Source organism: Solwaraspora sp. WMMB762, from assembly GCF_049179115.1.
Classification (GTDB): domain Bacteria; phylum Actinomycetota; class Actinomycetes; order Mycobacteriales; family Micromonosporaceae; genus Micromonospora_E.
The window spans coordinates 5,473,959-5,498,285 of the sequence record NZ_JBMHMD010000001.1 but is presented as its reverse complement, the minus strand read 5'-3'; the positions used below and the strand labels follow the sequence as shown (position 1 = coordinate 5,498,285).

Annotated in this window: 19 protein-coding genes, 1 tRNA gene and 1 pseudogene; 3 read left to right on the top strand and 18 right to left on the bottom strand. The window is 68.9% G+C overall.

What is annotated here, in order from left to right; translation table 11 throughout:
* Nucleotides 1-62: 62 nt before the first annotated feature.
* Both ACN27J_RS24530 and ACN27J_RS24525 read right to left on the bottom strand, forming a co-directional pair.
* Entirely contained in the window at nt 63-401 is a 339-nt protein-coding gene (locus tag ACN27J_RS24530; RefSeq protein ID WP_421369872.1) for a hypothetical protein, read from the bottom strand.
* Between the two features lie 170 nt (nt 402-571).
* A complete protein-coding gene (locus ACN27J_RS24525) occupies nt 572-820 on the bottom strand; it encodes a hypothetical protein (RefSeq protein ID WP_123606623.1) in 249 nt (82 codons plus the stop codon).
* Nucleotides 821-1,482: 662 nt separating this feature from the next.
* Here ACN27J_RS24525 and ACN27J_RS24520 point away from each other — a divergent pair.
* Complete coding sequence (locus tag ACN27J_RS24520; protein WP_421369870.1) at nt 1,483-1,965, top strand: GntR family transcriptional regulator; 483 nt, start codon at nt 1,483-1,485, stop codon at nt 1,963-1,965.
* Between the two features lie 410 nt (nt 1,966-2,375).
* On the opposite strand, the gene ACN27J_RS24515 is transcribed toward ACN27J_RS24520, so the two are convergent.
* The 4 genes from ACN27J_RS24515 to ACN27J_RS24500 all read right to left on the bottom strand — a co-directional run bounded on the left by ACN27J_RS24515 (nt 2,376) and on the right by ACN27J_RS24500 (nt 8,452).
* On the bottom strand, nt 2,376-3,335 hold the full coding sequence (locus ACN27J_RS24515) for a hypothetical protein (protein ID WP_421369868.1): 960 nt from the start codon (nt 3,333-3,335) through the stop codon (nt 2,376-2,378).
* 5 nt (nt 3,336-3,340) lie between these two features.
* Complete coding sequence (locus ACN27J_RS24510) at nt 3,341-4,762, bottom strand: HsdM family class I SAM-dependent methyltransferase (protein ID WP_421369866.1); 1,422 nt, start codon at nt 4,760-4,762, stop codon at nt 3,341-3,343.
* Nucleotides 4,763-5,260: 498 nt separating this feature from the next.
* On the bottom strand, nt 5,261-7,318 hold the full coding sequence (locus ACN27J_RS24505; RefSeq protein WP_421369864.1) for an AIPR family protein: 2,058 nt from the start codon (nt 7,316-7,318) through the stop codon (nt 5,261-5,263).
* 1,050 nt (nt 7,319-8,368) lie between these two features.
* Nucleotides 8,369-8,452, bottom strand: a tRNA-Tyr gene (locus ACN27J_RS24500).
* Nucleotides 8,453-8,617: 165 nt separating this feature from the next.
* Between ACN27J_RS24500 and ACN27J_RS24495 the strand changes: the two genes are divergently transcribed.
* Nucleotides 8,618-9,112: a YajQ family cyclic di-GMP-binding protein gene (locus tag ACN27J_RS24495; RefSeq protein WP_123607343.1), complete on the top strand. Its 495-nt coding sequence runs from the start codon at nt 8,618-8,620 to the stop codon at nt 9,110-9,112.
* Nucleotides 9,113-9,118: 6 nt separating this feature from the next.
* Here the strand turns inward: ACN27J_RS24495 and ACN27J_RS24490 are convergent, their stop codons facing one another.
* The 11 genes and pseudogenes from ACN27J_RS24490 to ACN27J_RS24440 form a co-directional block, all read right to left on the bottom strand.
* Nucleotides 9,119-10,393: an MFS transporter gene (locus ACN27J_RS24490; protein ID WP_421369862.1), complete on the bottom strand. Its 1,275-nt coding sequence runs from the start codon at nt 10,391-10,393 to the stop codon at nt 9,119-9,121.
* Between the two features lie 190 nt (nt 10,394-10,583).
* Nucleotides 10,584-11,468: a zinc metalloprotease HtpX gene (gene htpX, locus ACN27J_RS24485; RefSeq protein WP_421372443.1), complete on the bottom strand. Its 885-nt coding sequence runs from the start codon at nt 11,466-11,468 to the stop codon at nt 10,584-10,586.
* 143 nt (nt 11,469-11,611) lie between these two features.
* Nucleotides 11,612-13,225 (bottom strand): NADH-quinone oxidoreductase subunit N, encoded by a 1,614-nt coding sequence (locus ACN27J_RS24480; protein ID WP_421369860.1) that lies wholly within the window; start codon nt 13,223-13,225, stop codon nt 11,612-11,614.
* Nucleotides 13,222-14,790 (bottom strand): complex I subunit 4 family protein, encoded by a 1,569-nt coding sequence (locus tag ACN27J_RS24475; protein WP_421372440.1) that lies wholly within the window; start codon nt 14,788-14,790, stop codon nt 13,222-13,224. Before ACN27J_RS24475 ends, ACN27J_RS24480 begins: the two co-directional genes overlap by 4 nt.
* Nucleotides 14,791-14,806: 16 nt before the next feature.
* Nucleotides 14,807-16,762, bottom strand: coding sequence for an NADH-quinone oxidoreductase subunit L (locus tag ACN27J_RS24470; RefSeq protein WP_421369858.1), 1,956 nt, complete (start codon nt 16,760-16,762; stop codon nt 14,807-14,809).
* The gene (gene nuoK / locus ACN27J_RS24465; protein WP_421369856.1) at nt 16,759-17,151 is read right to left on the bottom strand and encodes an NADH-quinone oxidoreductase subunit NuoK; all 393 of its coding nucleotides are present in this window, start codon (nt 17,149-17,151) and stop codon (nt 16,759-16,761) included. Before nuoK ends, ACN27J_RS24470 begins: the two co-directional genes overlap by 4 nt.
* Nucleotides 17,151-17,723: an NADH-quinone oxidoreductase subunit J gene (locus ACN27J_RS24460; protein WP_421369854.1), complete on the bottom strand. Its 573-nt coding sequence runs from the start codon at nt 17,721-17,723 to the stop codon at nt 17,151-17,153. The genes nuoK and ACN27J_RS24460 overlap by 1 nt, the downstream gene beginning before the upstream one ends.
* A 14-nt stretch (nt 17,724-17,737) precedes the next feature.
* Nucleotides 17,738-18,262 (bottom strand): annotated as a pseudogene (locus ACN27J_RS24455) (NuoI/complex I 23 kDa subunit family protein); the annotation flags it as partial.
* Between the two features lie 216 nt (nt 18,263-18,478).
* Nucleotides 18,479-20,260 (bottom strand): hypothetical protein, encoded by a 1,782-nt coding sequence (locus ACN27J_RS24450; RefSeq protein WP_421369852.1) that lies wholly within the window; start codon nt 20,258-20,260, stop codon nt 18,479-18,481.
* Nucleotides 20,260-21,222, bottom strand: a complete 963-nt coding sequence (nuoH, locus tag ACN27J_RS24445; protein ID WP_421369851.1) for an NADH-quinone oxidoreductase subunit NuoH — start codon at nt 21,220-21,222, stop codon at nt 20,260-20,262. The genes ACN27J_RS24450 and nuoH overlap by 1 nt, the downstream gene beginning before the upstream one ends.
* A complete protein-coding gene (locus tag ACN27J_RS24440) occupies nt 21,222-21,887 on the bottom strand; it encodes an NADH-quinone oxidoreductase subunit C (protein WP_421369849.1) in 666 nt (221 codons plus the stop codon). Before ACN27J_RS24440 ends, nuoH begins: the two co-directional genes overlap by 1 nt.
* Before the next feature lie 86 nt (nt 21,888-21,973).
* Here ACN27J_RS24440 and ACN27J_RS24435 point away from each other — a divergent pair, with 86 nt between their 5' ends.
* Complete coding sequence (locus tag ACN27J_RS24435; RefSeq protein WP_421369847.1) at nt 21,974-23,011, top strand: glucose 1-dehydrogenase; 1,038 nt, start codon at nt 21,974-21,976, stop codon at nt 23,009-23,011.
* A gap of 44 nt (nt 23,012-23,055) precedes the next feature.
* Here the strand turns inward: ACN27J_RS24435 and ACN27J_RS24430 are convergent, their stop codons facing one another.
* Nucleotides 23,056-24,267, bottom strand: coding sequence for a PQQ-binding-like beta-propeller repeat protein (locus ACN27J_RS24430; RefSeq protein ID WP_421369845.1), 1,212 nt, complete (start codon nt 24,265-24,267; stop codon nt 23,056-23,058).
* Nucleotides 24,268-24,327: the final 60 nt, after the last annotated feature.

The following is a 24,327-nucleotide window of genomic DNA, read 5'->3' as shown; positions in this document are numbered from 1 at the left end:
CGGCGCTCCCGCACGGTCAGCCCACACCCCGCCCCGCACCACCCTGCGGCTGATCCTTTGGGTCATGGGCCGATCACCAGCGGCTCCATATCGGCCGGCACCAGCACCGTGTAGACCGCGCCGCCGGACTCCTGCCGCACCGACAACAGCGCCGCCGTCGGGAACTCCGGCACCTCGTCGGTGTCGACGACCAGGACCACGCCGCCGAACAGCAGCACCCGCATCCCCGGCTCCAACTGCGCCGCCCGCCGGTACGCCAACCCCTCCACCCGTTCCGTCGGGCGGGTGAACGCGTGCAGCAGCCGCGTCGCCTGGTTCAGGCCGCCGAGGAACCGCGCCGCCGGACCCGGCTGCAGCAACACCGTCTGCGTCGACGCGTACCGGGTGACGTCCACCTTCACGCGCACATCCGACACCGCCCCGTGATCGGCGATCACATCCGCACTCACCCAGCCCGTGCGCTCCGTTCCCGCCGTCACCAGACCGGCCCGGTGCATCCGGTCACGCGGACCACACCCCGCGCACCACACCGGACACAACACCAGCCCACCCGGCCGGGCATCCTCCCCGTTCACGAGCCGCCCGCCTTCCCCCGGTCGGCACCGTTGGTGTCATCGCCCGGTCCGGTGCCGGCCGCGTCGGCGTCGGCGAGCAGGCCGGTCAACGCGTCGACGAGCTTGCGCACCTCCGACAACCGCAACTCAGCACACCCCGCGCCCAGCCACGGCGCAGCCGCGTGCACCGCCACCACCGGCGGCAACCGGTCACCACCGATCAGATACGCGACCACACTGCCGCCCGCGACACGAGGCGTGCCCACCTGACACAACCTGGACCGGTGCCGCCGCGCCATGTGCGCAAAGAGTGGTGGCACGACGTGCCCGCACCGATCCCGCGCACACCACGCCGGATGCTCCACCTTCTCCGCGCCACCGCCGACCGGGGTCACCGCGACCACCGCCCACCAGCAGCCCGGAACCGCTGACCCACCGTCAACAACGGCGCACCCACCACCAGCGGAGACACCTCCGTCGGCTCCACCGCCCACCCAGGAACGACACGGGCCACCGCCCGCACAGTCGGGCCGGTCCGACGTCGACGACGCCACCACGCCACCAGACGCGAAGTCCTCATCATCAGCACCTCCCACGCTGACAGGAGACCGGCGACCCCGCACGCAACGGGGGGAACGCACAGAGCCGCCGGCCCCACCGCGAGGTACGGCGCACCGCCCGGCGGGCGGAGTCGGGTAACGCCGCACCCCGACCAGGACGCACACCACCCGCACCCCCACCACGGGAGGTGCCATCAGGCAGTACGCGAGCGTGTGGCCGGGACACCACCGCAGCCAACCCCTTGATCACGAGCGGCTAACTCGGCCACACACAGGGAAACGTACCTACAAGTGGACCTGTTGTCCAGACGTAGAAACGAGCAGCCAGACGGCACTTGACTACACAACAGACAGGTAACGTGACACGAGTGCCAACCCCGCACTACGGAACACCCCGCTACCGCCGCGTAGCCGACCAACTCCGCGACCGCATCACCAGCGGCGCCATACCACCCGGCGCACTCCTACCCGCAGAAACCGCACTCGCCAAAGAGTTCAACGTCGCACGCGGCACCATCCGCGCCGCCATCAACGCCCTACGCCAAGACGGACTCGTCACCACCGAACACGGCCGAGGCACCCACACCCGACCAACACCCGCACCGCGCAGCGCCGACCGCGACCACCAAGCCGACGCAGACCGAGCGACCGCCGCCAGCGACTCCGGCGCACAACGCCGCTATGTCGTCCACATCCCGATCCACGCCCGCGACCTCACCTCAGCCATCGCAACAGCCCGCACCATCGCGGCGACCCTCGTTGACGCCCGCCCTGACCTACGCGGACTCGACTACCGCAGCGCCACCGTCACCGCCGACGAGGACCAGGCCCAGCACCATCGGGTTATCTGAACCAATGTCGAGTGCGCTTCTCGGACCCCACGTGACCTCCGAGTGCGGGCCAGAAAAGCTTGTAGTGCCGACAGAGACTCCGGTGGTCGCAATTGAAGAAGATCCTGCCATACACTACCTCAGGCAGTCAACGCATCACAGTCACTACCGACACCACATACACGTCGCCGATACCTATATTCGCCAGATCCGAAGGTGTGGCAGTTAGGTCGCTACAAACCTTCAATCACAGGATAGGCTACGTGACAGAGCTACTAAAATCCTGATCGCGACCCACGAAACCGGCATGTAAGGCCAGCACCATTGGCCGCTCGGACGCGGACGCAGTTCGAACCGCACGTCTTGCACCCGTAGGCCAATCTCAATCTCGCAGTTATGACCGAATGCCTGGTTTAATGTTAGCTGCAGTCCTACATCTCAGAGTCGTCTTCCGCAGCTTCCTCGACAGCTTCGACGCTAGAAAGAAATACGTGGTGTCGATCATCCTTAGCAAGGTATGCGAGAAAGGATTCCCGAATCTTCTGCGACTCCTTATAGTAGCTCCTAAAGGCCCCCGAAGCGACTCTCGCTTGATCCGATGTGGGCGGGATAGGTATTCTAATCTCGCGGTAGCGAGACCCAACATCTTCACGATTGGTCTGCATAAAGATGACACGCCCCCATTGGCGACGAACAGCCTTCAGCGTCATGGCCCAAAGAAGATAGAAGTTGTCAAACGGCGCCCCGTCCATCGCGCGAAGGACAAGCATCTCTTTGGTCAGAACCACACGCTCTTGGCCCGGCATGAGGACAGCAAACTCGCCGATGTTCTTTGAGGTTCGGATTGGTGTAATCAGATCCCAAGCCTGTAGCCCGGAATCCGAACCACCCCAGAACCGTTCCGCAACCACGCTCGATACGCGATTGCTAGGGTTTATGTTTATTAGACCAGCCCGCACATCGCTCACTTTAATGTACGGAACCTCGCCTGTGCGTAAATCAGCCGAGGGACTACCATGGCCCGCGCTGGCCCTCACCCACCGCCGGCCTATAAGGTCACCCAACGATGCACTCGACCACCCGTCAAAATCGTCACCGTCGAGCAGGGCATCGAACTCTCGCTGTGGCCGCTCATCGAAGTAGGCTGGCACAGCAAGGAACGGCTCATCATGATTGAGCCTTACCCACCGGCTAGTGTCCCCAGCGCTGGGCGTGAGGCCGGCCAAAAGCCTGTCTACGTCGTCGGCCATCCGGTCGTCGATAATCCCCGTACGCTGACCTGTTGCGGCATCAACAACGTAAAGCTCCTCACCATCTTTGTTGATGCCGCAGGTCGGAGCGTACGAAATGAACACTTCACCGTCGCGGAACCAAGCCGGCTTATGCACCACGCCAACTACCTCTTTTCCAGAATGTAAAAATTCGTCTTTGCGCGGCAAAATCCCTGGAAAGCCTCCATCGGAATATTCACCGCACCTCGGAGAGTGAACCTTTCCTCTAGCCAAGAAGTGAACCAACGATACGAAGAAGAGAAGAAGTACGTCTCGGGCAAGATGATTCCGAGGCGCCCACCTGGCATGAGTAGCTGATGGGCACGCTCAACGAATACGAGCCCAATCTCAACATCCCTGTGCTCGCGACCGCCCGCTCTTGTTACCGTGTAGCCGTTACGCTTTCCGTCATTCCTTGAAACTCTTAGATTTCTACCGAATGGCGGATTCGTGATGACGACCGAGAAGGCACCGTCTTGCACCGATGGCGGAAGATGTGGGTAGTCGCGCTGCCATCGGTCTTTCAAAAGTGAATCGCCGACATGAATGTGAGCCGATCCGTCGCCAAGGATAACCATGACTGCACGCGAAAGCTTGACATTGATTGAATCCTTGTCGATGCCGAACACATTACGATGAGCCCACGTCCTAGCGGCGCCAGGATTCGCACCAACCCCCATCTTACTAATGTGCCGGAATGCCTCAACCAAGAAGCCGCCCGTACCGCAGGCCGGATCGATAATCTTGTCACCCGGCCGGATATCCATGAGTCGCACCGCGCTCGAGATCACCCTTTGAGGAGTAAAATATTGGCCCTCGCCAGCCTTCAGGTTCGCCCTACGAAAAACCTGGAAGGCCGATGAAACCGCCTCGGCGCCGACCTCTAGGAGATTCAGACTACTAAGCTCGTAGACGGCTGCTTGAATTGTGTGATCATCCAGGAAAAGACCAGGCTCGTTGTCGTTTGCGAAGACATCCCCGTTCTTAGTGCGAAGCTGGTCGAACTGCCTTCGAATTGTCCTTGCGGTTGCGCTCTCAGCTGCAGAAAGCTGGAATGCGAGCGGCTCACGAGGCTCGAAGGATCCCTGCGTATCCGAATCGAGCTTTAGCAGAAGAAGGTTACACAGTTGATTTAGCTGTCCGTCGGATCGCGTAGATTTACTATCCCGAGCGACGATCGCATCGAGCAGCCGCTTGAAGACAGCCTTGAGCCTCCCGCCATCCGGTATCACGAGGTCACTATAGGTTAATGGCTTCTCGCTGGGCTGCTCAAAATTGTCGCCCGGGCGAGGAATTCCGCCACCCCCGCGATGCTGGAAGGTGCCGTCTGCCCGCTTCAGAACAGTAAGGGATTCGCTGCCATTGCTCCAGTAGCCTACCCGGGCTCGCGGCTCTCTCGCTAAGTAGATCTCGAGCTGGGAGGCACCTTCTGACAGGGTCGGCGCCTTGAACTCGCAAATCACTAGCAGATGCTCCCACTGCCCTACAGTGCTCACATCATCAAAGATCGCCAGGTCGACAGGCCAGCCTGCGAATGACTTCCCCACCTCGCGCTTGGCAGCGTCGTGCGGCGACTGCGGAACTCTCCACTCAGGTTTCCACTGAAGTTGTGACCGATCCCATCCTGCCGCAAGCAGGGCATCGATTGTAGGGACGCGGACCCGCACGTGTTCCGGTCCGCCTAGCGCCCCTCGGGGCTGTGTCGCTTCTGGTGCCACGGCCGCATAGCCTACCGAATAAAAGCCGCTGACGACAGAACCGGCCGGCGTCTAATGCTAGTCCCAGGCCGGCTCAGTTGCCGTACTGCTCACCAACTAGCGCCTCCACCAGGCAGCATCGGACAACGTTGGGGCCAACCAGCAAGGCGGGAGGACGTGCGACACAAAGCTCGACAAATCGATTGATCACGCGAGACAGCAGGCCACATCGAGGCTCCAAGGATCGACTTCATGTCCGGGGAAAATTCGCTCGTCACTGCAAGTGACCCCAGAGCCAGACTGACCGCCAACTCCAGGAATTAAATGGTTCTCTCCTTAGAAACATTCTTAATCCGAGCCACCGTCTGACACCTCAAGGATTGAAAACTCCTGCTCTGCTCTCAGATTATCCGCAATGTCCTTCAAAGATCCCTGATCTGGCACGTGCCAATGCAACGTACCTGCGACATTCACACTCTTACCCGAGGCCATCTCTCGCATCTTTCGCACGAGGCCACTAGGCGAGTACCATTGCCCATCAATCTGCCATTGAAGCGGATTCCTCGCATGGTTGCGCCACTGCGCAAGTCCGCGATCCGGGTTCGCGGCCAGCCACTCGGTCATTTCGCGGCGCTCGGGTCGAGTGGTCGGCCGAAACTCAAGTACGGTTCCGTCCGGAATTCGCGCCGCCGCGACGATCGTCTTGACAGCGTCAACCTGCCTGCCTTTTTCTCCTGCCGATGGGATCCTATATCCAGGACGCAGCTTCGGAGGCTTGTGGCCAGCCCTAATCCCTTCGATTGCACTACGAGCTACGCGCTGAATACGCTCCGTATTGCGAACGGCTGCGATGATATGACTTGTTGTACCGTATTCGGCATCGATTGCCTGCAGGCACCACCCAAGCGATCGCTCAGCCAGAGTAGGGACTTCCGTCAGCTGCGCGTTCCAGCCGCTGTCAGGATCACCAATGCCCTTGTTGTTCAGATTCTTAAAGACAACATGGGTGATAAGAAGATCCCCGTAACCCGCCATCGCGGCGGCGCGCCATAGCAATCCTTCGCGAAGCCCAGCTAACCGCTCTCGTACCTGGCGCAGTAGCTGCACCGACCGCCAGACCTGGTGAACATTCGGCGCAGATCCGAAGATGTTCTTATACACGTCATCTTTCCAGATGGCGGAGAGTTCACGCTTGGCAAGGGCGGCGTACTCGGCGTTGGGATGAGTAGCGGCCAGAGCTTCTGCAACCTCGCTAATCGACGTACCGTGCTCCTGATCAGGTAGCGGTTCGCCGCGCTTGAAGACGTAACTTAGACTGAGTTCGAACGCGAATTCATCTCGTAGTTTGATTTGAACTTCATCCAACGATTTGAAGTCGCGGTCTTCGATCGGATTCTGCGTGTTGGTGCTCGTCGTAACCAGGTCACCGAAGCCCGGAGGACAATCTTCAAGCGAGATCAGCCTCACTAAGACACGGCCACGCTCTGCGGTGGCGGGGTCGGCAACGTACGCCGTGTGAATGGCACTGACTGTTTGCGCGCCATTTACTACGCTAGCGCGGCGCAAAGCCAGCTCACCCACACCGCCGAGAATCACTTTTCGGACCGGCTTGATCGAGTCGCATAAGATGGTTATGCCGTTGCTAAAATACCAAAAATGCTCCGGTTCCTGCAGGAGCGTGTTTCTTATCTTTACGTTGACGTCGGTGCTATCGAGGGAATCTCTGATGTTTCTGGCAAAAAGCCCGCGTCTGTGTTGGCTAAAGATGTCGGCTAAATCTGGGACTGTCATCGTTCCATACATGGCCTTGTATGGGCTTGATTCTTGTCCGATCCCTTCCAGTCGTACCGTAACGTCGATGTTTGACGTTGCGGCTTCGCCAAGGATCGCCCGATGGAAGTCTCTTAAATCGAGGATCTTGTAGTCGACCATTTCTTCGACTTGATTGAACGGAGCAATCTTTTTCTCAAGCAGCTTACGAACGTTCGCATTAATCGGCTCAGTTCGCATGAGCGCCAACACGAGTACAATCCTCGGTGTTCCGGTTTTAGTGTCGAATGCGATATCGAGTTCCGGAACATGCCTCTGGAAACGTTGGTTAAACGCAGTGAACTGCAGGTCGAGCATCAAGTCGAGGCCTTCGATCATCTTATGGACCTCAGCCTCTCCAAAGCCGCCCACGGCCTTATCGCTCCACTTGGCCTGGTATAGATATATCCTTGGGCGCGCGGTCCGCCGGTCCACGCTGATTGCATCTAGGCCCCGGTCGTCACGCCCGTCGAATACAGAATCTGCCGCTATTTGGTCGTTACACGGATGCTCGATTTGTCGGGCAAGGGCAGCCAAGCCGCGACTTAGGAACTCTTGCTCCCGCTTCTCCTCGGAAATGTTCGGCCTGTCAGACATGCTAATCAAAGGACCAAATCGATCTTTAATCGCGTTTCGGACAAATCTGACCTGGACGACACTCAATGTTTCCCCCTGTGGGCAGCGGCGAATGTGTCACTGTAGTCCCGTGGCGCGCTACTGACGAGTCGATGCCTCCAGAGCTTCAATCAGAGCGCGTCGGTAAGGGCCGCGTGACCTCGACGCCGGGTTGTTCTAGCACCAAGCCAGCTCCGGACGGGCTCTGCTCGTACTGCGTCCGGCCGCAGGAGCTTCGTACCGTCCTTCCGGCGGAGCGACTACTGTGGTGTCGGGCTCTGTGGTGGGCTCTGTGGCTCCTGCCGAATTGCTCTGTACTGGATCAAGGCGCGCCGCGCCCGGCGCGGCGCGCGGGCGGAACGCCGGCCGGCGGCAAGCCGCCCCGGCTGCCTCCGGCGCCGGGGCGGGAACCACCGAGAGCCGCCGGGCAGCCGCCCGCGCGCCCGCCTGGTGGCGAGCAGGGTTACCGTGCGATCGTGATGAGGCTCGACCCTGCGACAGCCGAGGACCTTCGGAACGTGCTCTACGACCTGGGCGAGCACCAGGCCGCTGGCAGGCCCGATCCCCCACATGGACGGCGGGACCAGCGACCGACTCGGCGCGCTCCTGCGCGACCTTGACGCCATGCTGAGCGGACCCGGCAGGTTCTCCTAGCCACTTGAGGCGCGGCCGTACGGAAGCCGGCGGGGCTGGTCGCCGTCGAGGTCGGGGCTTCCGGCTGCCGCGCCAGTCCAAGAACGGGACCGGCTTGCCCCCGAGCTGCCCGCTGACGGCCCGTACCGCCGCGTCCCACATCCCAGCCGCCCCGGCACCCGTACGGCGTCCGTGGAAGCCCCAGGACCGGCCCGCCGCCCCCAGCGACCTCGCCCAGGCCCCCGCCGACCAGGTCCACGGCCAAGATCAACCTGCCCACGATCCGCCCACAGACCGCCGTAGACGGCTGGATCTGGCTGGACTGGACGGGACGCGCCGGGAGCCCGTACGACAACAGCCCTTGACCTGTTGGTGCAGGTCAAGGGCTGTTGGTGCGCCTGGTGGCGGGTAGAGGATTCGAACCTCTGTAGCTTTCGCGACGGATTTACAGTCCGCTCCCATTGGCCGCTCGGGCAACCCGCCAGGGCGTGCCGCCTCGTCACGCGAGGCGACGCAGGAAAGGATAGCGGCATGCCGGGGCTCTCCCGCAACCGGGTACCGTCAGCGGGAGTCAACTGTCCAGCAACGTCCGATACACCGTCCGAGACCCGCGCACCGTCCGAGACCCGCACTGGCAGGGAGCAGATCATGGCAGCCAACCCGTCGTTCGACATCGTGAGCAAGGTCGACCGGCAGGAGATCGACAACGCCCTCCGGCAGACCGAGAAGGAGCTGTCCACCCGCTTCGACTTCCGTGGCACCGGCGCCGAGATCACCTGGTCCGGCGAGGAGGCCGTGACGTTGCAGGCGGAGACCGAGGAGCGGGTCAAGGCCAGCCTGGACGTGTTCAAGGAGAAGCTGGTCAAGCGGAACATCTCGCTCAAGTCGCTGGACGCCGGTGACCCACGCTCGTCGGGCAAGACCTACAAGATCGACTGCAAGGTCATCCAGGGCATCGAGTCGGACAAGGCGAAGGCGATCAGCAAGAAGATCCGCGACGACGGCCCCAAGGGTGTCCAGGCGCAGATCCAGGGCGACCAGCTGCGCGTCACCGCCAAGAAGAAGGACGACCTGCAGGCGGTCATCGCGCTGCTCAAGCAGGAGGACTTCGGCATCGCCCTGCAGTTCACCAACTACCGCTGACCCAGCTCAGGCCGGATCGCCGAGCAGGGCTCGGTCCAGGTCGACCGACGCGCGGGCCTCGGCCCGGCTGATCGGACCGGCCGGCCAGCCGGCCAGCAGCGCAGCCAGGGCGAGCGCGGCGGCGGCGAACAGGAACGCCGCCGCCGGGCCACCAACACGGTCCACGAGCACTCCGGCGACCGCACCGCCGGCCGCACTGGCACCGACCGCCATGGTGGTCACCCAGGTGTACGCCTCGTTCAGCATGCTGACCGGGGCGATCCGGCCGACCATGGTGTTCTCGACGGTCAGCGCCGGGGCGATCACGGCGCCGCCGAGTGTCAGCGCCACGCCCAGGGCCAGCGGGTGCGGCATCACCGCGTACACGACGAAACTGGCGGCGACCCCGGCGAGCAGCCAGGCGAACTGCCGGGACGCGTCGACCGCCGGTCGGCGGATGCCGAAGTAGATCCCGCCGGTGGCGCTACCGACGGCCCAGACGGCCAGCAGTACGCCGGCGAGGCTGCCGCCGTCGTCGTTGGCGCCCAGGTAGTTGGAGGCGTACGCGGGCACCGCCACGCCGGCCGTACCGAAGCCGATGCCGAGCCCGCCGACGCAGGCGAGCAACGCCGGGAAGCCGGGCACCCGCAGCGGGCCGAGGCCCCGGGCGTGACCTTCCCGTGAGTGTGGTCGCCAGCCGCGCATCGCCCTACCGAGCGCCACCACGGTGGTGCCGGCCAGGGTGAGTACGGCCGCGGCGACCAGCGCGGCCGCGGCGTCGGCGATCACGACGAGCCCGGCGACGAGCAGCGGGCCGATCACGAACACCACCTCGAAGATGGTGGTCTCGGCGGCGAGCGCGGTGTTGCGCAGCGGGTAGCGGCCGCTGGCCGGGCTGGTCAGGTTGTTCCAGGCGCCCCGGATCGCGGCGCTGAGCGGCGGATAGCTGGCACCGGCGAGGCCGGACACCAGGAACACGGCCAGGATCGAGCCGCCGCTGCGGGTGGCGAACAGCAGGGCGATCAGGGCGACCGGGTGGGCGATCCCGGTGGCCAGCAGCACCGGGCTCGGGCCGAGCCGGTCGGCGATCCGCCCGGCGACCGGGCTGAGGGCCGCACCGGCGAGGGCGTAGACGCCGCCGGCGATCGCGGCGAGTGAGTACCGGCCGGTGGAGTCGCTGATCACCAGCAGCAGGGCGAGCGGGGTCATGCCGATGCTGAGCCGGCCGATGACGCCCGGGATCAGCAGGGTGGGTCCGCCGGGGATGCGCCAGACGGCGACATACTTCCGCAATCCGGACACTGTTCCGTTCCCTTCACCGGCTGGTGGCACCGGCGGCCGACGTGCTGCGGACCTGCCGATGGGCCGGCGGCGGTAACGACCGCTCGGCCTGCCGACCCTAACCCGCTGACGGCCCCGCACCCCACCGGTTTCGGTCCGGTACGGGGTGCGAGGCCGCTCACACAGGCGTATTTACAACCGGCTGTATTTACTACCGGCGCTGCACCGGACCGCCGGCACCGGCGTACGCCAGCTGCTCCAGCCGGGCCACCCGCTGCTCCATCGGCGGGTGGGTGGAGAACAGCGCGGCGAATCCGCCCTTGCGCAGCGGGTTGTCGATCATCAGGTGGGCCGAGCTGGCCAGCTGACCCTCGGCCGGCAGCGGCATCCGCTGCGTACCCATGTGGATCTTGCGTAGCGCGCTGGCCAGCGCGAGCGGGTCGCGGGTCAGCGCGGCGCCGGACGCGTCCGCCTGGTACTCGCGGTTACGGCTGATCGCCAGCTGGATGATCGACGCGGCCAGCGGCCCGAGGATCAGCATGGCGAGCAGCGCCGCCGGGTTGGCGCCCTCGTCGTCGTCCCCGCCGCCGAACGGCAGGAACCAGGCGAGGTGGGCCAGCATGGTGACGATGCCGGCGAGCGACGCCGCGACGCTGGAGATCAGGATGTCCCGGTTGTAGACGTGGGACAGTTCGTGCCCGATCACCCCGCGCAGTTCGCGGTAGTCGAGGATCTGCACGATCCCCTGGGTGACGCAGACCGCCGCGTTGGCCGGGTTACGCCCGGTCGCGAACGCGTTGGGCTGCATGGTCGGGCTGACGTAGAGCCGGGGCATCGGCTGCCCGGCCTCGGCGGCCAGCTCCCGGACCATCCGATGCAGCGCCGGGAACTGCGCTTCGCTGACCGGCTGGGCCCGCATCGAGCGCAACGCGATCTTGTCGGACCAGAAGTAGGTGCCGGCGTTCATCGCCAGCGAGACTCCTACGGCGATCATCAGGCCGCCGCTGCCGCCGAACCAGTAGCCAACGCCGAGGATCATGGCGGTGAGCAGGCCGAGCAGGGCTGCCGTTTTGAGACCGTTGTGGTGGCTGTGCACGTTCACTCCCTCTCCACCGGGTCATCTGGAGGACCCCACGGCAGGTGCAACGCTCACGTACCCACTGCGCATCCCGCAATAGCTGAGAGTTAGCTGTCAATCAAGACCTGGCGGGCATGTTTCACTCAGTCAGGAACTCTCACTCAGCCCGCGACGACGTCAAAGACCACCTGTGGTGCGAATCCGAGCAGAACGGCCAGAACGGTCGCGACGGCGAGCGTCGCCACCACCGGCCACGCCACCGGGCCACCGGGCACCGGCACTGCGCCACCAGGTGCAGGCACGCCACGAGCCGAGGACTGCGGCGCCGGCTCCCGGGCGTACAGCGTGGCGCTGACCCGCAGGTAGTAGACCAGGCCGAGGACCGCGTTGACGGCGACCACCAACGCCAGCCAGCCGGCCCCGCCGACCAGCAGCGACCGGACCACCGCCACCTTGGCGAACAACCCGGCCAGGCCCGGCGGCAGACCAGCCAGCCCGATCAACGCCAGCGTCAGCGCGGCACCGACCCACGGCCGACGGCGGGCCGCGCCCGCATACGCGGCGATCAGGCCGCCGTCGCCGGCCGCCGGCCGCAACGCCACCACCGCCGCGAAGGCGGCCAGCTCCAACAACACAAAGAAGACGGTGTACGCGAAGACCGCCGCGACGGCCACCGCCTGCTCCTCGACGCCCCGGCCGGCCACCCCGGCGGCCGCCGCCAGCGGCACCAGGATGTACCCGGCCTGCGCGATCGACGACCAGGCCAGCAGCCGCACCATCCGCCGCTGCCGCAGCGCGACCAGGTTACCGACCGTCATGGTCGCCACCGCCAGCACCGCGAGCACCGGCCCGGACGCGGCCAACTGCGGGGTGAGCCCTTCGGTCACCACCGCGACGATCGCCACCACACCGCCGAGCTTCGACGCGGTCGACAGGTACGCGGCGACCGGCAGCGGCGCACCGTCGTAGGTGTTCGGCGCCCAGGCGTGCAGCGGCACCGCCGCCACCTTGAACGCCAGACCGGTCAGCAGCAGCACCACACCGACCCGGGCCAGCCGGGCCTGCCCGTCGGCCGAGCCGCCGACGACCGTACCGGCCGGCTCGGCCAGGCCGCTGGCTCCGGCGAGCAGGTCGAGGTGCACCGCGCCGTACGCGGCGTACAGCAGCGCCACGCCGAGCAGCGCCACCGCCGTGGACACCACGCTGACCACGAAGAAGCTCACTGCCGACTCGGCCGAGGCGGCCCGCTGCCGGCGCAGCCCGACCAGGATGTACAGCGGCAGGGTGAGCGTCTCCACCGCCACGACCAGGGTGATCAGGTCTCCGGCGGCGCCGAGCACCACCCCGCCGGTCATCGAGCAGACCAGCAGGAAGCAGTACTCGCCGGCCGGCACCGCACCGGAGGTCAGCAACGGCGCGGACAGCGCGAGCACCCCAGCGGTGAGCGCCGCGAACAGCAGCGCGACCAGGGCGGCCCGGCTGTCGGCGACGTATGAGCAGGCGAACCCGCCGTCGACGAGCCCGCCGGACGGCAGTCCGCCCTCGGTGGGTACGGCGGACGGCGTACCGCAGAAGGTGGCCCGTGCCGGATGCGCCAGCGCCACCAGCGCGGCGAGGCCGACCCCGGCGGCACCGGCGACAGCGGTCGCCCCGGTGACCGCCCGCCGGCTGACGAACAGGTCGGCCAGCAGCACCGCGACCGCGGTCGCCGCCGCCAGGTACGCCGGAAGCAGCGCCAGGTGGTCGATCGTCTGTGCGGCAGTCCCGTCGGTCACCGGATCACCTCCAGCAGGATCGTGACCGGCGACTCGGCGACGCCGAGCACCAGCGCCGGCACCAGCCCGATGGCCAACGCCAGCAGCACCAGCGGTGCCCAGGCCAGCGCCTCGGGGCGGCTGATCGCCGGGGCGGGCACCACGGCCCGGACCGCTGTACCGGCCGGGCCGTGGGTGACCCGGCGCAGCATCCGCAGCAGGTACGCGGCGGTCAGCGCCGCCCCGAACGCCGCCGCCACGGCCAGCGTCGTCCACAGTGCCCCGCCGCGCTGCCAGGCGGCGACGACGGCGAACGCCTCCCCCCAGAAGCCGGCCAGGCCGGGCAGGCCGAGTGAGGCGATCGCCGCGTAGCCGAGCAGCCCGGACAGCGCCGGGGAGCGTTCCCGCAGTCCGCCGAGCGCCGCCAACTCGCCGGTGTGGTAGCGGTCCTTGACCGCGCCGGCGAGGAAGAACAGCAGGCCGGTGATGACGCCGTGGGCGATGTTGCCGATCAGCGCGGCCTGGATGCCGGTGGCGCTCAGCGTGGCGATGCCGAGCAGCACGAACCCCATGTGTCCGACGCTGGAGTAGGCGATCAGCCGTTTCAGCTCGGTCTGCGCCAGGCACACCAGGGAGCCGACGATGATCGCGGCGACGGCGAGGGTGCCGAGCACCGGGGCGGCCCACCTGGCGCCTTCGGGGGCGACGCCGACGGCGACCCGGATCAGCCCGTACGTGCCCATTTTGAGCAGCACCCCGGCGAGGATCACGCTGCCGACGGTGGGTGCCTGGCTGTGCGCGTCGGGCAGCCAGCTGTGCAGTGGCCACAGCGGTGCCTTGACCGCGAAGGCCAGCGCCAGCAGCGTGAACGCGAAGAGCTGGGTGCCCCGGCCGAGTCCGTCGCCGCCGGTGAGTACGGTCAGGTCGGCGGTGCCGGCGGCGGTCGTCACGGTCACCACGCCGACCAGCAGCAGCACCGAGCCGGCCAGGGTGTAGATGGCGAACTTGGTCGCCGCCCGCCGGTGCGCGCCACCGGTCTGCTCCGTGCTGCCGCCCCAGCCGGCGATGATCGCGTACATCGGCAGCAGCACGACCTCGAAGAAGACGAAGAACAGCACCAGGTCGAGGGCGAGGAAGGTGCCGACGATGCCGACCTCGACGACCAGCAGCAACGCGACCAACGCCCGCCCGTTGCGCCCGTGCGGGGCGCGCCAGACGGTGTACGCGCAGCAGAGCAGGGTCAGCCCGGTGGTGAGTAGCACCAGCGGGTACGAGATCCCGTCGACGCCGAGGTGGAACCGCAGGTCCAGGGCGGGCACCCAGGGCAGGTCGAGTTGATGCCAGGGCAGCACCCCGGGTGGGCCGTCCAGCGGTGGACCGTACGCGAACCAGCCGACCCCGGTCGGGTCGCGCAGCAACGGCAGGCTGACCAGAAACGTGATCGCCGCGAAGACGGTGCCGGTGACCCGGCCGGCCCGGTCGCCGCCGACCGGCAGGGCGAGCAGCAGCGCGCCGAGCGCCGGCACGACCAGCACGGCCAGCAGGGCGAACTGCCCGACGGTCCAGCCGTCGTCGGCGTACGTCATCATCGTCGGCCCCCGCTCATCCCGCGCTCCCCAGGGCGGCGGCGGCCGCGGTCGCCAACCCGATCAGCAGTACGCCGGCGAGGACCATGGTGACCGCCCGGGGCAGCGGGGCGGCGTGCCAGCGGCGCAACCAGTCGCCCAGCCCGGTCACTGCCCGGCCGGTGCCGGTGACCGTGCCGTCCACGCCGGACTCGTCGCCGACCCGGGCCGCGGCGGCGAGCGCCGTCACCGGGCGGACCACCACGGCCCGCTGCACCGCGTCGAGCCAGAACGCCGCCGCGAACGCCGGCCGCAGCGGGCCGAGCACCCGGGCCGGGTCAGCGGCCGGGTCACGTCGATGCAGCCACACCGCCGCGCCGACGCCGACGGCCAGCAGCAGCACCGGCAGCACCAGGTCGGGACCGAAGTGCACCAGCTCAGCTTGCACCGGTGGGAACTGGTCGCCGGCGGGTCGGTTGTCGCCCGGACCGAATCCCGCGCTGGGCTGCGGGGCGTTGAGCCAGTTTGTGAAGGTGGTGCTGAATGCGGCCAGGCCGAGCAGCCCGGCCGGCACGGCCAGCGCCAGCACCGGCCAGCGCATCAACGCCGGCGGGTCGTGCGGGTGCACGCCGGCGGGCACCCGGGAGGGCCCGAGGAAGGTCCGCAGCAGCAGCCGGGTGGCGTACCAGGCGGTGACCGCCACCCCGACGAGTCCGGCCGTCCAGACCAGCCAGCCCAGCCACGCCGGCACCGGCCCGTCGCCCGGGTGGCGGGCGGCTTCGGCGGCCGCGTACAGCACGCTCTCCTTGCTCCAGAAGCCGGCCAGCGGCGGCAGCCCGGCGAGCGCGCCGAGCCCGACGGCGGTGGCGGCGAAGGTGACCGGCATCGGCCGGCGCAGCCCGCCCATCGCCGACATCAGGTTGCTGCCGACGGCGTGGATCACGCAGCCGGCGGCGAGGAACAGCAGTGCCTTGAACGCGGCGTGGGTGAGCAGGTGAAACAGGGCGGCCGGTGGGGAGCCGACGGCCAACGCGCCGGTCATGTAGCCCAGCTGGGAGACGGTCGACCAGGCCAGTACCCGTTTGATGTCGTCGGCGGCGGTGGCCGCGAACGCGCCGAGCAGCAGGGTGACGACGCCGAGTACGCCGAGCAGTATCAGCGCGGCCGGGGCGGCGACGAAGACCGGGTAGAGCCGGATCACCACGTACACCCCGGCGGCGACCATGGTGGCGGCGTGGATGAGCGCGGAGATCGGCGTCGGGCCGGCCATCGCGTCCGGCAGCCAGGTGTGCAGCGGGAACTGGGCGCTCTTGCCGGCCACGCCGGCGAGCAGCAGCAGCGCCGCCGTGGTGACCGTGGCCGGCGGGTAGTCGTGGGCGAGCACCTCGGCGATCCGGAAGCTGCCGGCGCCGATGCCGAGCACCGCGATGCCGAGCAGGAAACCGACGTCGCCGACCCGGGTGACCAGGAACGCCTTCATGGCCGCCGCCGGTGCCTCGGGCAGCCGCCGGTCGTGCGCGATCAGCAGGTACGAGCAGGCGCCCATCACCTCCCAGCCGACCAGCAGCATGATCAGGTCACCGGCGACGACGACCAGCAGCATGGCGGCGGTGAACAGGCTGACCTGGGCGGCGTACGCCGGGTAGCGGTCGTCGTCGGCGAGGTAGGCGACGGAGTACAGCTGTACGGCGAGCGCGACCGCGCCGACCGCGACGGCGACCAGGGCGGCGGGGCCGTCCAGCCGTACGCCGAAGGTGACCGCCAGCCCGCCGACGTCGACCCACGACCGGGACTGCTCGACGGTCGGTGCCCCGCTGGCCAGCAGTGCGACGGCGACGGCCAGCGCGGCGGCGGCACCGCCGACGCCGAGCCCGGCGGCGACCCGTCGTCGGGTGGCGGTCAGTGGGTCGGGTCGCAGGCTGACCAGCAGGCCGGCCAGGGCGGCCGCGAACGGTACGGCGGGCAGCAGGTGGCCCAGGGTCGACCCGGTCACCGGGTCACCTCCTGCCGCTCGGCGGGATCGACCGGCGCGGCAGCGGTGTCGGCCGGCGGGTCTGCGTCGAGCGGCCCGGCAGCGTCATCGCCGAGCGGCACGTCGTCGACGATGACGCTGGCCCGCAGCCGGTACAGGTGCAGCACGATGGCCAGCCCGACACCCACCTCGGCGGCGGCGATCACGATGATGAACAGGGCGAACGTCTGCCCGGTGTACGGCAGTGCGGCGCGCACCGTGGTGTCGGCGGTGACCAGGACCAGGTTGACGGCGTTGAGCATCAGCTCGACCGACATCAGCAGCAGGACGGCGTTACGGCGGCGCAGCACGCCGTACAGGCCGAGCCCGAACAGCGCGGCGGCGACGAGGTACGGGATGACCGGGCGCATCAGCCGCGCCCGCCCGGCTCAGTCGGCTCCGGCTGCCCGGCCTGCTCGGGCGGTGCGCCGGCTTCGGGACTCGGCGCCGCGCCGACGTCGGGGCGGGACAGCACGATCGCGCCGATCAGCGCGGACAGCAGCAGCACCGACAGCACCTCGAACGGCAGCACCCAGCTACCGAAGACGGCAGCGCCGAGCCGGTCGGCGGTGCCGGCGTCGGGCAGGTCGACGCGCGACCAGCGGTACGCGTCGACGAACAGTGCGGCCAGCCCCAGCCCGGCCCCGCCGCCGATCAGCGCGGCCGGCCAGCCGGGCCGGTCCAGGTCGGTGGCGGCACCGATCGGGGCGCGGGTGAGCATCACCGCGAACAGCAGCAGCACCACGACCGCGCCGACGTAGATCAGCACCTGCACCCAGGCGACCAGTTCGGCGGTGAGCACCAGGTACAGGCCGGCGACGGCGCCGAGGCAGCCGACCAGGTACAGCCCGGCGCGGACGATGTGCCGGGTGGTCACCACCAGGGTGGCTGCGCCGACGGCGACCGCGCCGAGGGCGAGCAGCAGCACGTCCGTACCGGTCACGTGGTCGCCCCACGGGCAGGCCGACCGGGCGCGGCGGCCTTGCGGGCGGCGGCGGTCTCCTCTTTGGCCGGTTCGCCGTTCGGGTCGTGCGCCGGCGGCGGCGGTACGCTCGCCATCCACTCGCCGAGGTGTTCCTTGTCGTGCAGCAGGTTCCGGATGTCGTACTCGGCGTACTCGAACTCGGGCGACCAGTAGAGCGCGTCGAACGGGCAGACCTCAACGCAGATGCCGCAGTACATGCAGAGCGAGAAGTCGATGTCGAACCGGTCGAGGACGTTGCGCTGCCGGGCCCGTGCCGCCCCCGGCACCTGCACCTCCTCCTTGTGCGAGTCGATGTAGATGCACCAGTCGGGGCATTCGCGGGCGCAGAGCATGCAGACCGTGCAGTTCTCGGCCAGCAGCGCGATGACCCCACGGGAGCGGGGCGGCAGGTCGGGGGCGACGTCCGGATACTGCTGGGTGTGGGCCGGGGAGACCATCGTCTTGAAGGTCGTCGCCAGGCCTTTCAGCAGCCCTTCGCCGTGCCCGCCACGGTGCCCGCTCTCGCCGTGCCCGGCACCACCGTGTCCGGTGCCGCTGTGTCCGGTGTCGTGCTCCTCGCCGCTCATGCCGGTCGTCCGCCGCGTCGGTCCATGCGCCTCATCCTGCCGAATCCGTGCCGGGCACGCGAGCATCTGATCTCCGTTGCCTTCGATCTCCGCTGTCTCCGGTCTCCGGTCTCCGTCGCCGATTGCCGATTGCCGATTGCCACGCTGTCACCAGCGGCCGAGGCAGGCGTACCCGGAATCCGGTTCGACGACCGGCGGCTGCGGGTCCGGCCCGGCCGTCAGGTCGACCAGCACCCAGGCCGCGGTGGACGTCGACCAGCGGTCGGCGGGGAAGTCGCGGATTTCGACGACGGTGCCGAGCTCGGCGAGCTCGGCGGCGACCCGGGTCGGGTAGTCGGCCGGCTCGCCGCTGAGGTTGCGGCCGTGCACGTACCAGACGCGGTCGGCGTCACCGAGCCATTCGCCGAACGCCTGCGGGTCGCATTTGTCGTGATCGGACAGGTACAGCCGGACGGTACGCGGTGCCAGGTCGTGCTGCGGCCCGTACCAGACCACCATCCGGTAGCTGAACCAGTAGAACAGGACGACGTCGCCGGGCCGGGCCCGGGCGGCCACGTCGGCGAGGGCGGCGGGACCGGCGTCCTTCATCCGTGGGTCGATCACCTGCCGGTACGCCGCGACGGCCGCCGGGTGGGCGATCACTGGCAGCACGGCGGCGGCCAGTAGCAGCGCCAGGGACGCCACCGCCACCCGACCGGCGCGCCGGGCCAGCCCGGCGCTGGCGTGCAGAGCCAGCCGTACGCCGCCGTCCAGGCCGGCGACGACCAGGATCACCGTCGGGGCGATCAGCCAGGTCGCCACCCGGTCGGCGAGCGGCAGGCCACGGGCCGCCGCAGCGGCCACCGCCACCAGCAGGGTCCCGCCGAGCATCGCCGCCCACAGCGGCCGGCGCCGCCAGATCAGCGCCGCGACGCCGGCTACGGCCAGCAGCAGGACCAGCAGCGGTTGGCGCCAGTCCAGGGTCACCGTGACGAAACTGGACCACATCCGGGGCAGCCAGGTGAGGATCTCCACCGGCCCGGAGCCGGCCGGCGGGGTGCCGTCGGCGAAGTAGTCGGACTGGCCGGGCATGAACGGGAACCGGCGGCGGCGGTGGATCAGGTAGCCGGCGAAGGCGACCGCCGGCGCGGAGCCGGCGAGCAGGACCGCTGCGTCGGTCCAGCGGCGACGCAGCGCGAGCAGCAGGGTCATCCCGGCGACGGCACCGGCGAGGGCCAGTACCGCAGTCAGGCTGACGAAGACGGCGACCAAGGTGGCCGCCGCCCAGCCGACCGGGATCAGCCAGCGGGACCGGCCCTGGCGGGAGCCGACCGACGCCAGGTACCGGTCACCGAGCAGCAGTACCGCCAGGGCGACCGCCGATTCGACGGCGTACTGCTTGAGCTCGCCGACGTAGGTCAGGATCATCGGCGCTGCGGCGATCAGCGCGGTCGCGGCCACCGCCGCCCACCGCCCGACCACCCGGTGGGTGATGATCGCGGTCAGCGCCAGGACGGCCAGCATGCCGGCCAGCGACGGCAGCCGCAGCACCCGTTCGCCGTCGCCGAACGCCCACCACAGGGTCTTTTCCAGCCAGAGCCAGCCGACTGGGGCGACCTGCTGGAACTCCATCCCCCGGGTCAGTTCGAGGAAGGTGCGGCGCAGGTTGATGGCGATGGCGGTCTCGTCGTTCCACAGCCAGTTGCCGGCGGCCCAGACCGCGATCTGCCCGGCGGCGCCAGCGGCCAGGGTCACGGCGAGGGCGATCCGGGCCAGCCAGCGTAGCCGGTCCCGGTCCAGCCACCGCCACCGGTTGACCGGCGGCTGGCGCAGCCGGTCCCCCGGCGCCCCAGCGGTGCCGGCCGGCGGCGACTCGTCGGGCTGGTCGGGCCCGTCAGGTCGGTCGGCCCGGCCGTCCGCACGCTCCTGGGTGTGCGTGGCGCTGGTCATCAGATGGTCACCTTCACCCCTGCGGTGAGTACCAGCTGGGCCAGGGCGAGCGGCACCAGCACCAGCCAGCACAACCGTTGCAGCTGGTCTTCGCGCAGCCGGGGGAACGACACCCGCAGCCAGATGATCACGAACGCGACGGCGAAGACCTTCAGCAGCGTCCACAGCCAGCCGAGCTGTTCGACACCGAACGGCCCCTGCCAGCCGCCGAGGAACAGCACGGTGGTCAGCGCGGCGATGACGACGATGCCGGCGTACTCGGCGAGCAGGAAGAACGCGAACCGCAGCCCGGTGTACTCGGTCAGGTAGCCGAAGACCAGCTCGGAGTCGGCGATCGGCATGTCGAACGGTGGGCGACGGATCTCGGCCATGCCGGCGAGGAAGAACACGATCAGGGCGGGTGCCTGCCAGAGCAGCCACCAGGGCCGCCACGCTTCGACGATGCCGGACAGCGACAGGGTGCCGGCGGCCATCGCGACGCTGGCGGCGGCGAGCACCAGCGGCAGTTCGTAGGCGAGCAGCTGGGCGGCCCCGCGCAGCCCGCCGAGCAGGCTGTACTTGTTGGCCGACGCCCAGGCGGCCATCAGCACGGCGACGACGCCGACACCCATCACGGCGAGGACGAAGAACAGGCCGACGTCGAGCGGCTGGCCGACGAGGTCGCCCGGCCCGAGGGGGATGACGAGCAGGACCAGCAGGTACGGCACGAGGGCGATCGCCGGGGCGAGCCGGAACACCGGCCGGTCGGCGGCGCGCGGGGTGATGTCCTCCTTCTGCACGAACTTGACGCCGTCGGCGATGAGTTGCGCCCAGCCGTGGAAGCCACCGGCGTACATCGGGCCGAGCCGGCCCTGCATATGCGCCATCGCCTTGTGTTCCAGCTGCCCGACGAGCAGCGGCAGGGTGAGGAACGCGGCGACGACGGCACCGACCCGGATCGTCAGCTCCAGCCAGAGCGGCATCAGTCCGTACCCCCGTCGGGGTCGGCGTCGCGCGCGGGCCTGGCGGCCTGCGGACCCCATTCGGTCGGCAGCGGTACGCCCGGTGGCCGCATCGGGGCCCGCCGGGATCCAGTGCCGCCGCCGGCCGGTTCGCCGGGCTCCTTCGCGCCCGGCCACGGCTTGGCGACCCGGGCGGCGAGGACGAATTCCTTGCGCAGCGGGTGGCCTTCGAACTCGGGGGGCAGCAGCAGCGGGGTGAGGGCGGGGTGGCCGACGAAGTGGACGCCGAACATCTCGTGGGTTTCCCGCTCGTGCCAGTCGGCGCCGGGGAACACGTCGACCACGGACAGCAGCTCGGGGCGTTCGCGCGGCACCCGGGTGCGCAGCAGCAGTCCGTGCCGGTGCCGGGTGGACCACAGGTGGGCGACGATCGCGAAGCCGTCGTCGAGCTCGTCGACGGCGGAGAGCCAGTCGAAGAAGTCGCAGGCCAGGTCGGCGTCGTCGCGGGCGGCGGCGAGCGCGGCCGGCCAGCTGTCGGCGGGTACGTCGACGGTGGCCCGGGCGTACCGGTCGCCGCCTGCGGAGACCGTGGCGGTGACCGGCGCGGCCGGCGACGCCGCCTCCGACGCGGCCGCCGGCTGGTCGAGCAGGCTGACCAGGTGCGCGCCGATCTCCTCGGGGGTCATGGGTCTGATCCTAAGGGCGCGGGTGGGAGGCACGTGGGCCCGACATTGCGCGTGTAGGTACTGACCTGCGGGGAAACATCCTGGTCATGCGTGCGCTGACTGTCACCCCGGGCAAGGCCGATTCGCTGCGGCTCGTCGACGACGTGCCGGAGCCGTCACCCGACGAGGGTGAGGTGCTGGTCGAGGCGGTCGCGGTCGGCATCTGCGGCACCGACGGGGAGATCCTCGGCGGTGACTACGGCGAACCGCCGCCGGGCCGGGACACGCTGGTCCTCGGCCACGAGTCGCTGGGCCGGGTGGTCGAGGACCCGAGTGGGACGACCCGGCCAGGTGACCTGGTCGCCGGGATCGTCCGGCGGCCCGACCCGGTGCCGTGCCGGTACTGTGCCGCCGGCGAGTGGGACATGTGCACCAACGGGCGGTACACCGAGTGCGGGATCAAGGGGATCGACGGGTTCGCCCGGCAGCGGTGGCGGGTGCCGGCCGAGTACGCCGTACCGCTGCGGCCGGAGCTGGGGCTGGCCGGGGTGCTGCTGGAGCCGACCAGCGTGGTCGCGAAGGCCTGGGACCACGTCGACAGGATCGGGGCGCGTGGTTTCTGGGCACCGCAGCGGGTGCTGGTCACCGGCGCCGGCCCGATCGGGCTGCTGGCGGCGCTGCTGAGCGTGCAGCGCGGCCTGGAGACGCATGTGCTGGCCCGGGGCACGTCGGGGCCGAAGCCGGAGCTGGCCCGCCGGCTGGGTGCGACGTACCACGCGGTGCCGGTGGAGGAGTTGGACTTCGACCCGGACGTCATCATCGAGTGCACCGGCGCGCCGCCGGTGGTCCGTGAGGTGTTCAGCAAACTGGCGCCGAACGGCATCGGCTGCCTGACCGGGATCAACGCCAAGGCCCACCACATCGAGCTGGACCTCAACGAGCTGAACCGCTGCCTGGTGTTGAAGAACAACGTCCTGTTCGGCACGGTCAACGCCAACCGGCGGCACTGGCGGCAGGCCGCCGAGGCGCTGGCCCGCGCCGACCACGACTGGCTGATGGGCCTGATCACCCACCGGTACGGCCTAGACGACTTCGAGCGGGCGTACGCCGAGGAGGAAGGCATCAAGACGGTCATCGAGTTCTGACCGGTCCACCCGGCGGGCCGGCGCTCCGGGTTGAGGACGGGCCGTCAGGCCCAGGGCAGGTCGGCGTTGGTCAGCTCCCGGCCGGCCGACCCCGACGGGTACGACGACCGGCGGACCCGGGCCGAGAAGCGACGCCAGGCCCCGGCCCCAGTGGCCGGGTCGACTGCGGCGAGGTGCCGTTCGCCGCCGACGTGGAGCAGGTCGTCGGCGACGGTCAGCGCGTCGATCCGGCCGACCGGCAGCCTCCGCCACCAGCTCACCTCGCGGCGGTCCCGGTGGAACGCGACCAGCAGCCCGTGGATGCCGCCGACGTGCAGCAGCTCGTCGGAGACGGCGATGCTGAGCGCCGGTACGCCGATCCGCCAGACGCGCCGCACCTCGCCTGTGTCCCGGTCCAGCAGGTGAACGTCGCCGTTGCGGCTCGGCACGTGGATCTCCTGCTCGGTGAGCACCGGCCGGTCGACCTGCTGACCGGCGAACGCCGCCGCCCCGCCCGGTGCGGCGAACGGAAGCAGCCCGGATCGGATCGGCAGTCCCAACTTCGGGCCGGCCCGCACCAGCCAGGCCGTGTCGCCGGTGTCGCGGCGGAGCACGATGAACCGGCCTTGACCGTCGCCGACGCAGACCAGGTCACCGCCGACGGTCAGCGTGGCTCCGCCGCCGCCTTCGACGCGGCCACTCCAGACTTCGGTGCCGGTGGACCGGTCGAAGGCCATGATCAGGTAGCCGCCGTCGGTGGGCGAGTTCTGGGTGCGGATCCGGGCGATCGCGTACACATGGTCGCCGTCGACCGCCGGTTGGTCGAAGACGGCCTCCCACGGCCCGGTCGTCTGCGGCGGCGGCACCGTCCACCGCACCCGCCCGTCGGCCGGGTCGAGGCAGGTCAGACCGTCGCGGTCGGTGACGACGACGTCTTTGTCGTCGGCGGCGAGCCCGGTGACGGTGGTGCCGACGAGCGGGTACGTCCACCGCTGGGCGCCGTCGGCGGTGGCCAGCCCGAGCACCGCGTCCGCCCAGCCGGACCCGCCGAGGGAGGCGGTGACGGCCAAGGTGTCACCGGCGAGCACCGGCGGCAGCGGCGGGTAGTACGGGTTGGGCTTCGGCTCGCCCCGCCGGGCCCGCCACCGGGGCCGGCCGCTGCCGGCGTCGAGGGTGTGGACGTGCCCGTCCTCACCGGCGACGTGGACGAGTCCACCGGCCACCAGTGGGGCGCTCAGCAACTCTGTCGATTCGAACCGCCAACCGGGTCGGGCCACCACTCGACGGTAGCCCGGTCATGCCACCGTCCGTCGCCAGTGGTCGGCGTCGTCGCCCGG

Coding starts and splice junctions, on each gene's coding strand:
- ACN27J_RS24505 (WP_421369864.1), bottom strand. CDS start 7,318: ATGTCTGACAGGCCGAACATTTCCGAGGAGAAGCGGGAGCAAGAGTTC.
- ACN27J_RS24495 (WP_123607343.1), top strand. CDS start 8,618: ATGGCAGCCAACCCGTCGTTCGACATCGTGAGCAAGGTCGACCGGCAG.
- ACN27J_RS24475 (WP_421372440.1), bottom strand. CDS start 14,790: ATGACGTACGCCGACGACGGCTGGACCGTCGGGCAGTTCGCCCTGCTG.
- nuoK (WP_421369856.1), bottom strand. CDS start 17,151: ATGCGCCCGGTCATCCCGTACCTCGTCGCCGCCGCGCTGTTCGGGCTC.
- ACN27J_RS24450 (WP_421369852.1), bottom strand. CDS start 20,260: ATGACCAGCGCCACGCACACCCAGGAGCGTGCGGACGGCCGGGCCGAC.
- nuoH (WP_421369851.1), bottom strand. CDS start 21,222: ATGCCGCTCTGGCTGGAGCTGACGATCCGGGTCGGTGCCGTCGTCGCC.
- ACN27J_RS24440 (WP_421369849.1), bottom strand. CDS start 21,887: ATGACCCCCGAGGAGATCGGCGCGCACCTGGTCAGCCTGCTCGACCAG.
- ACN27J_RS24435 (WP_421369847.1), top strand. CDS start 21,974: ATGCGTGCGCTGACTGTCACCCCGGGCAAGGCCGATTCGCTGCGGCTC.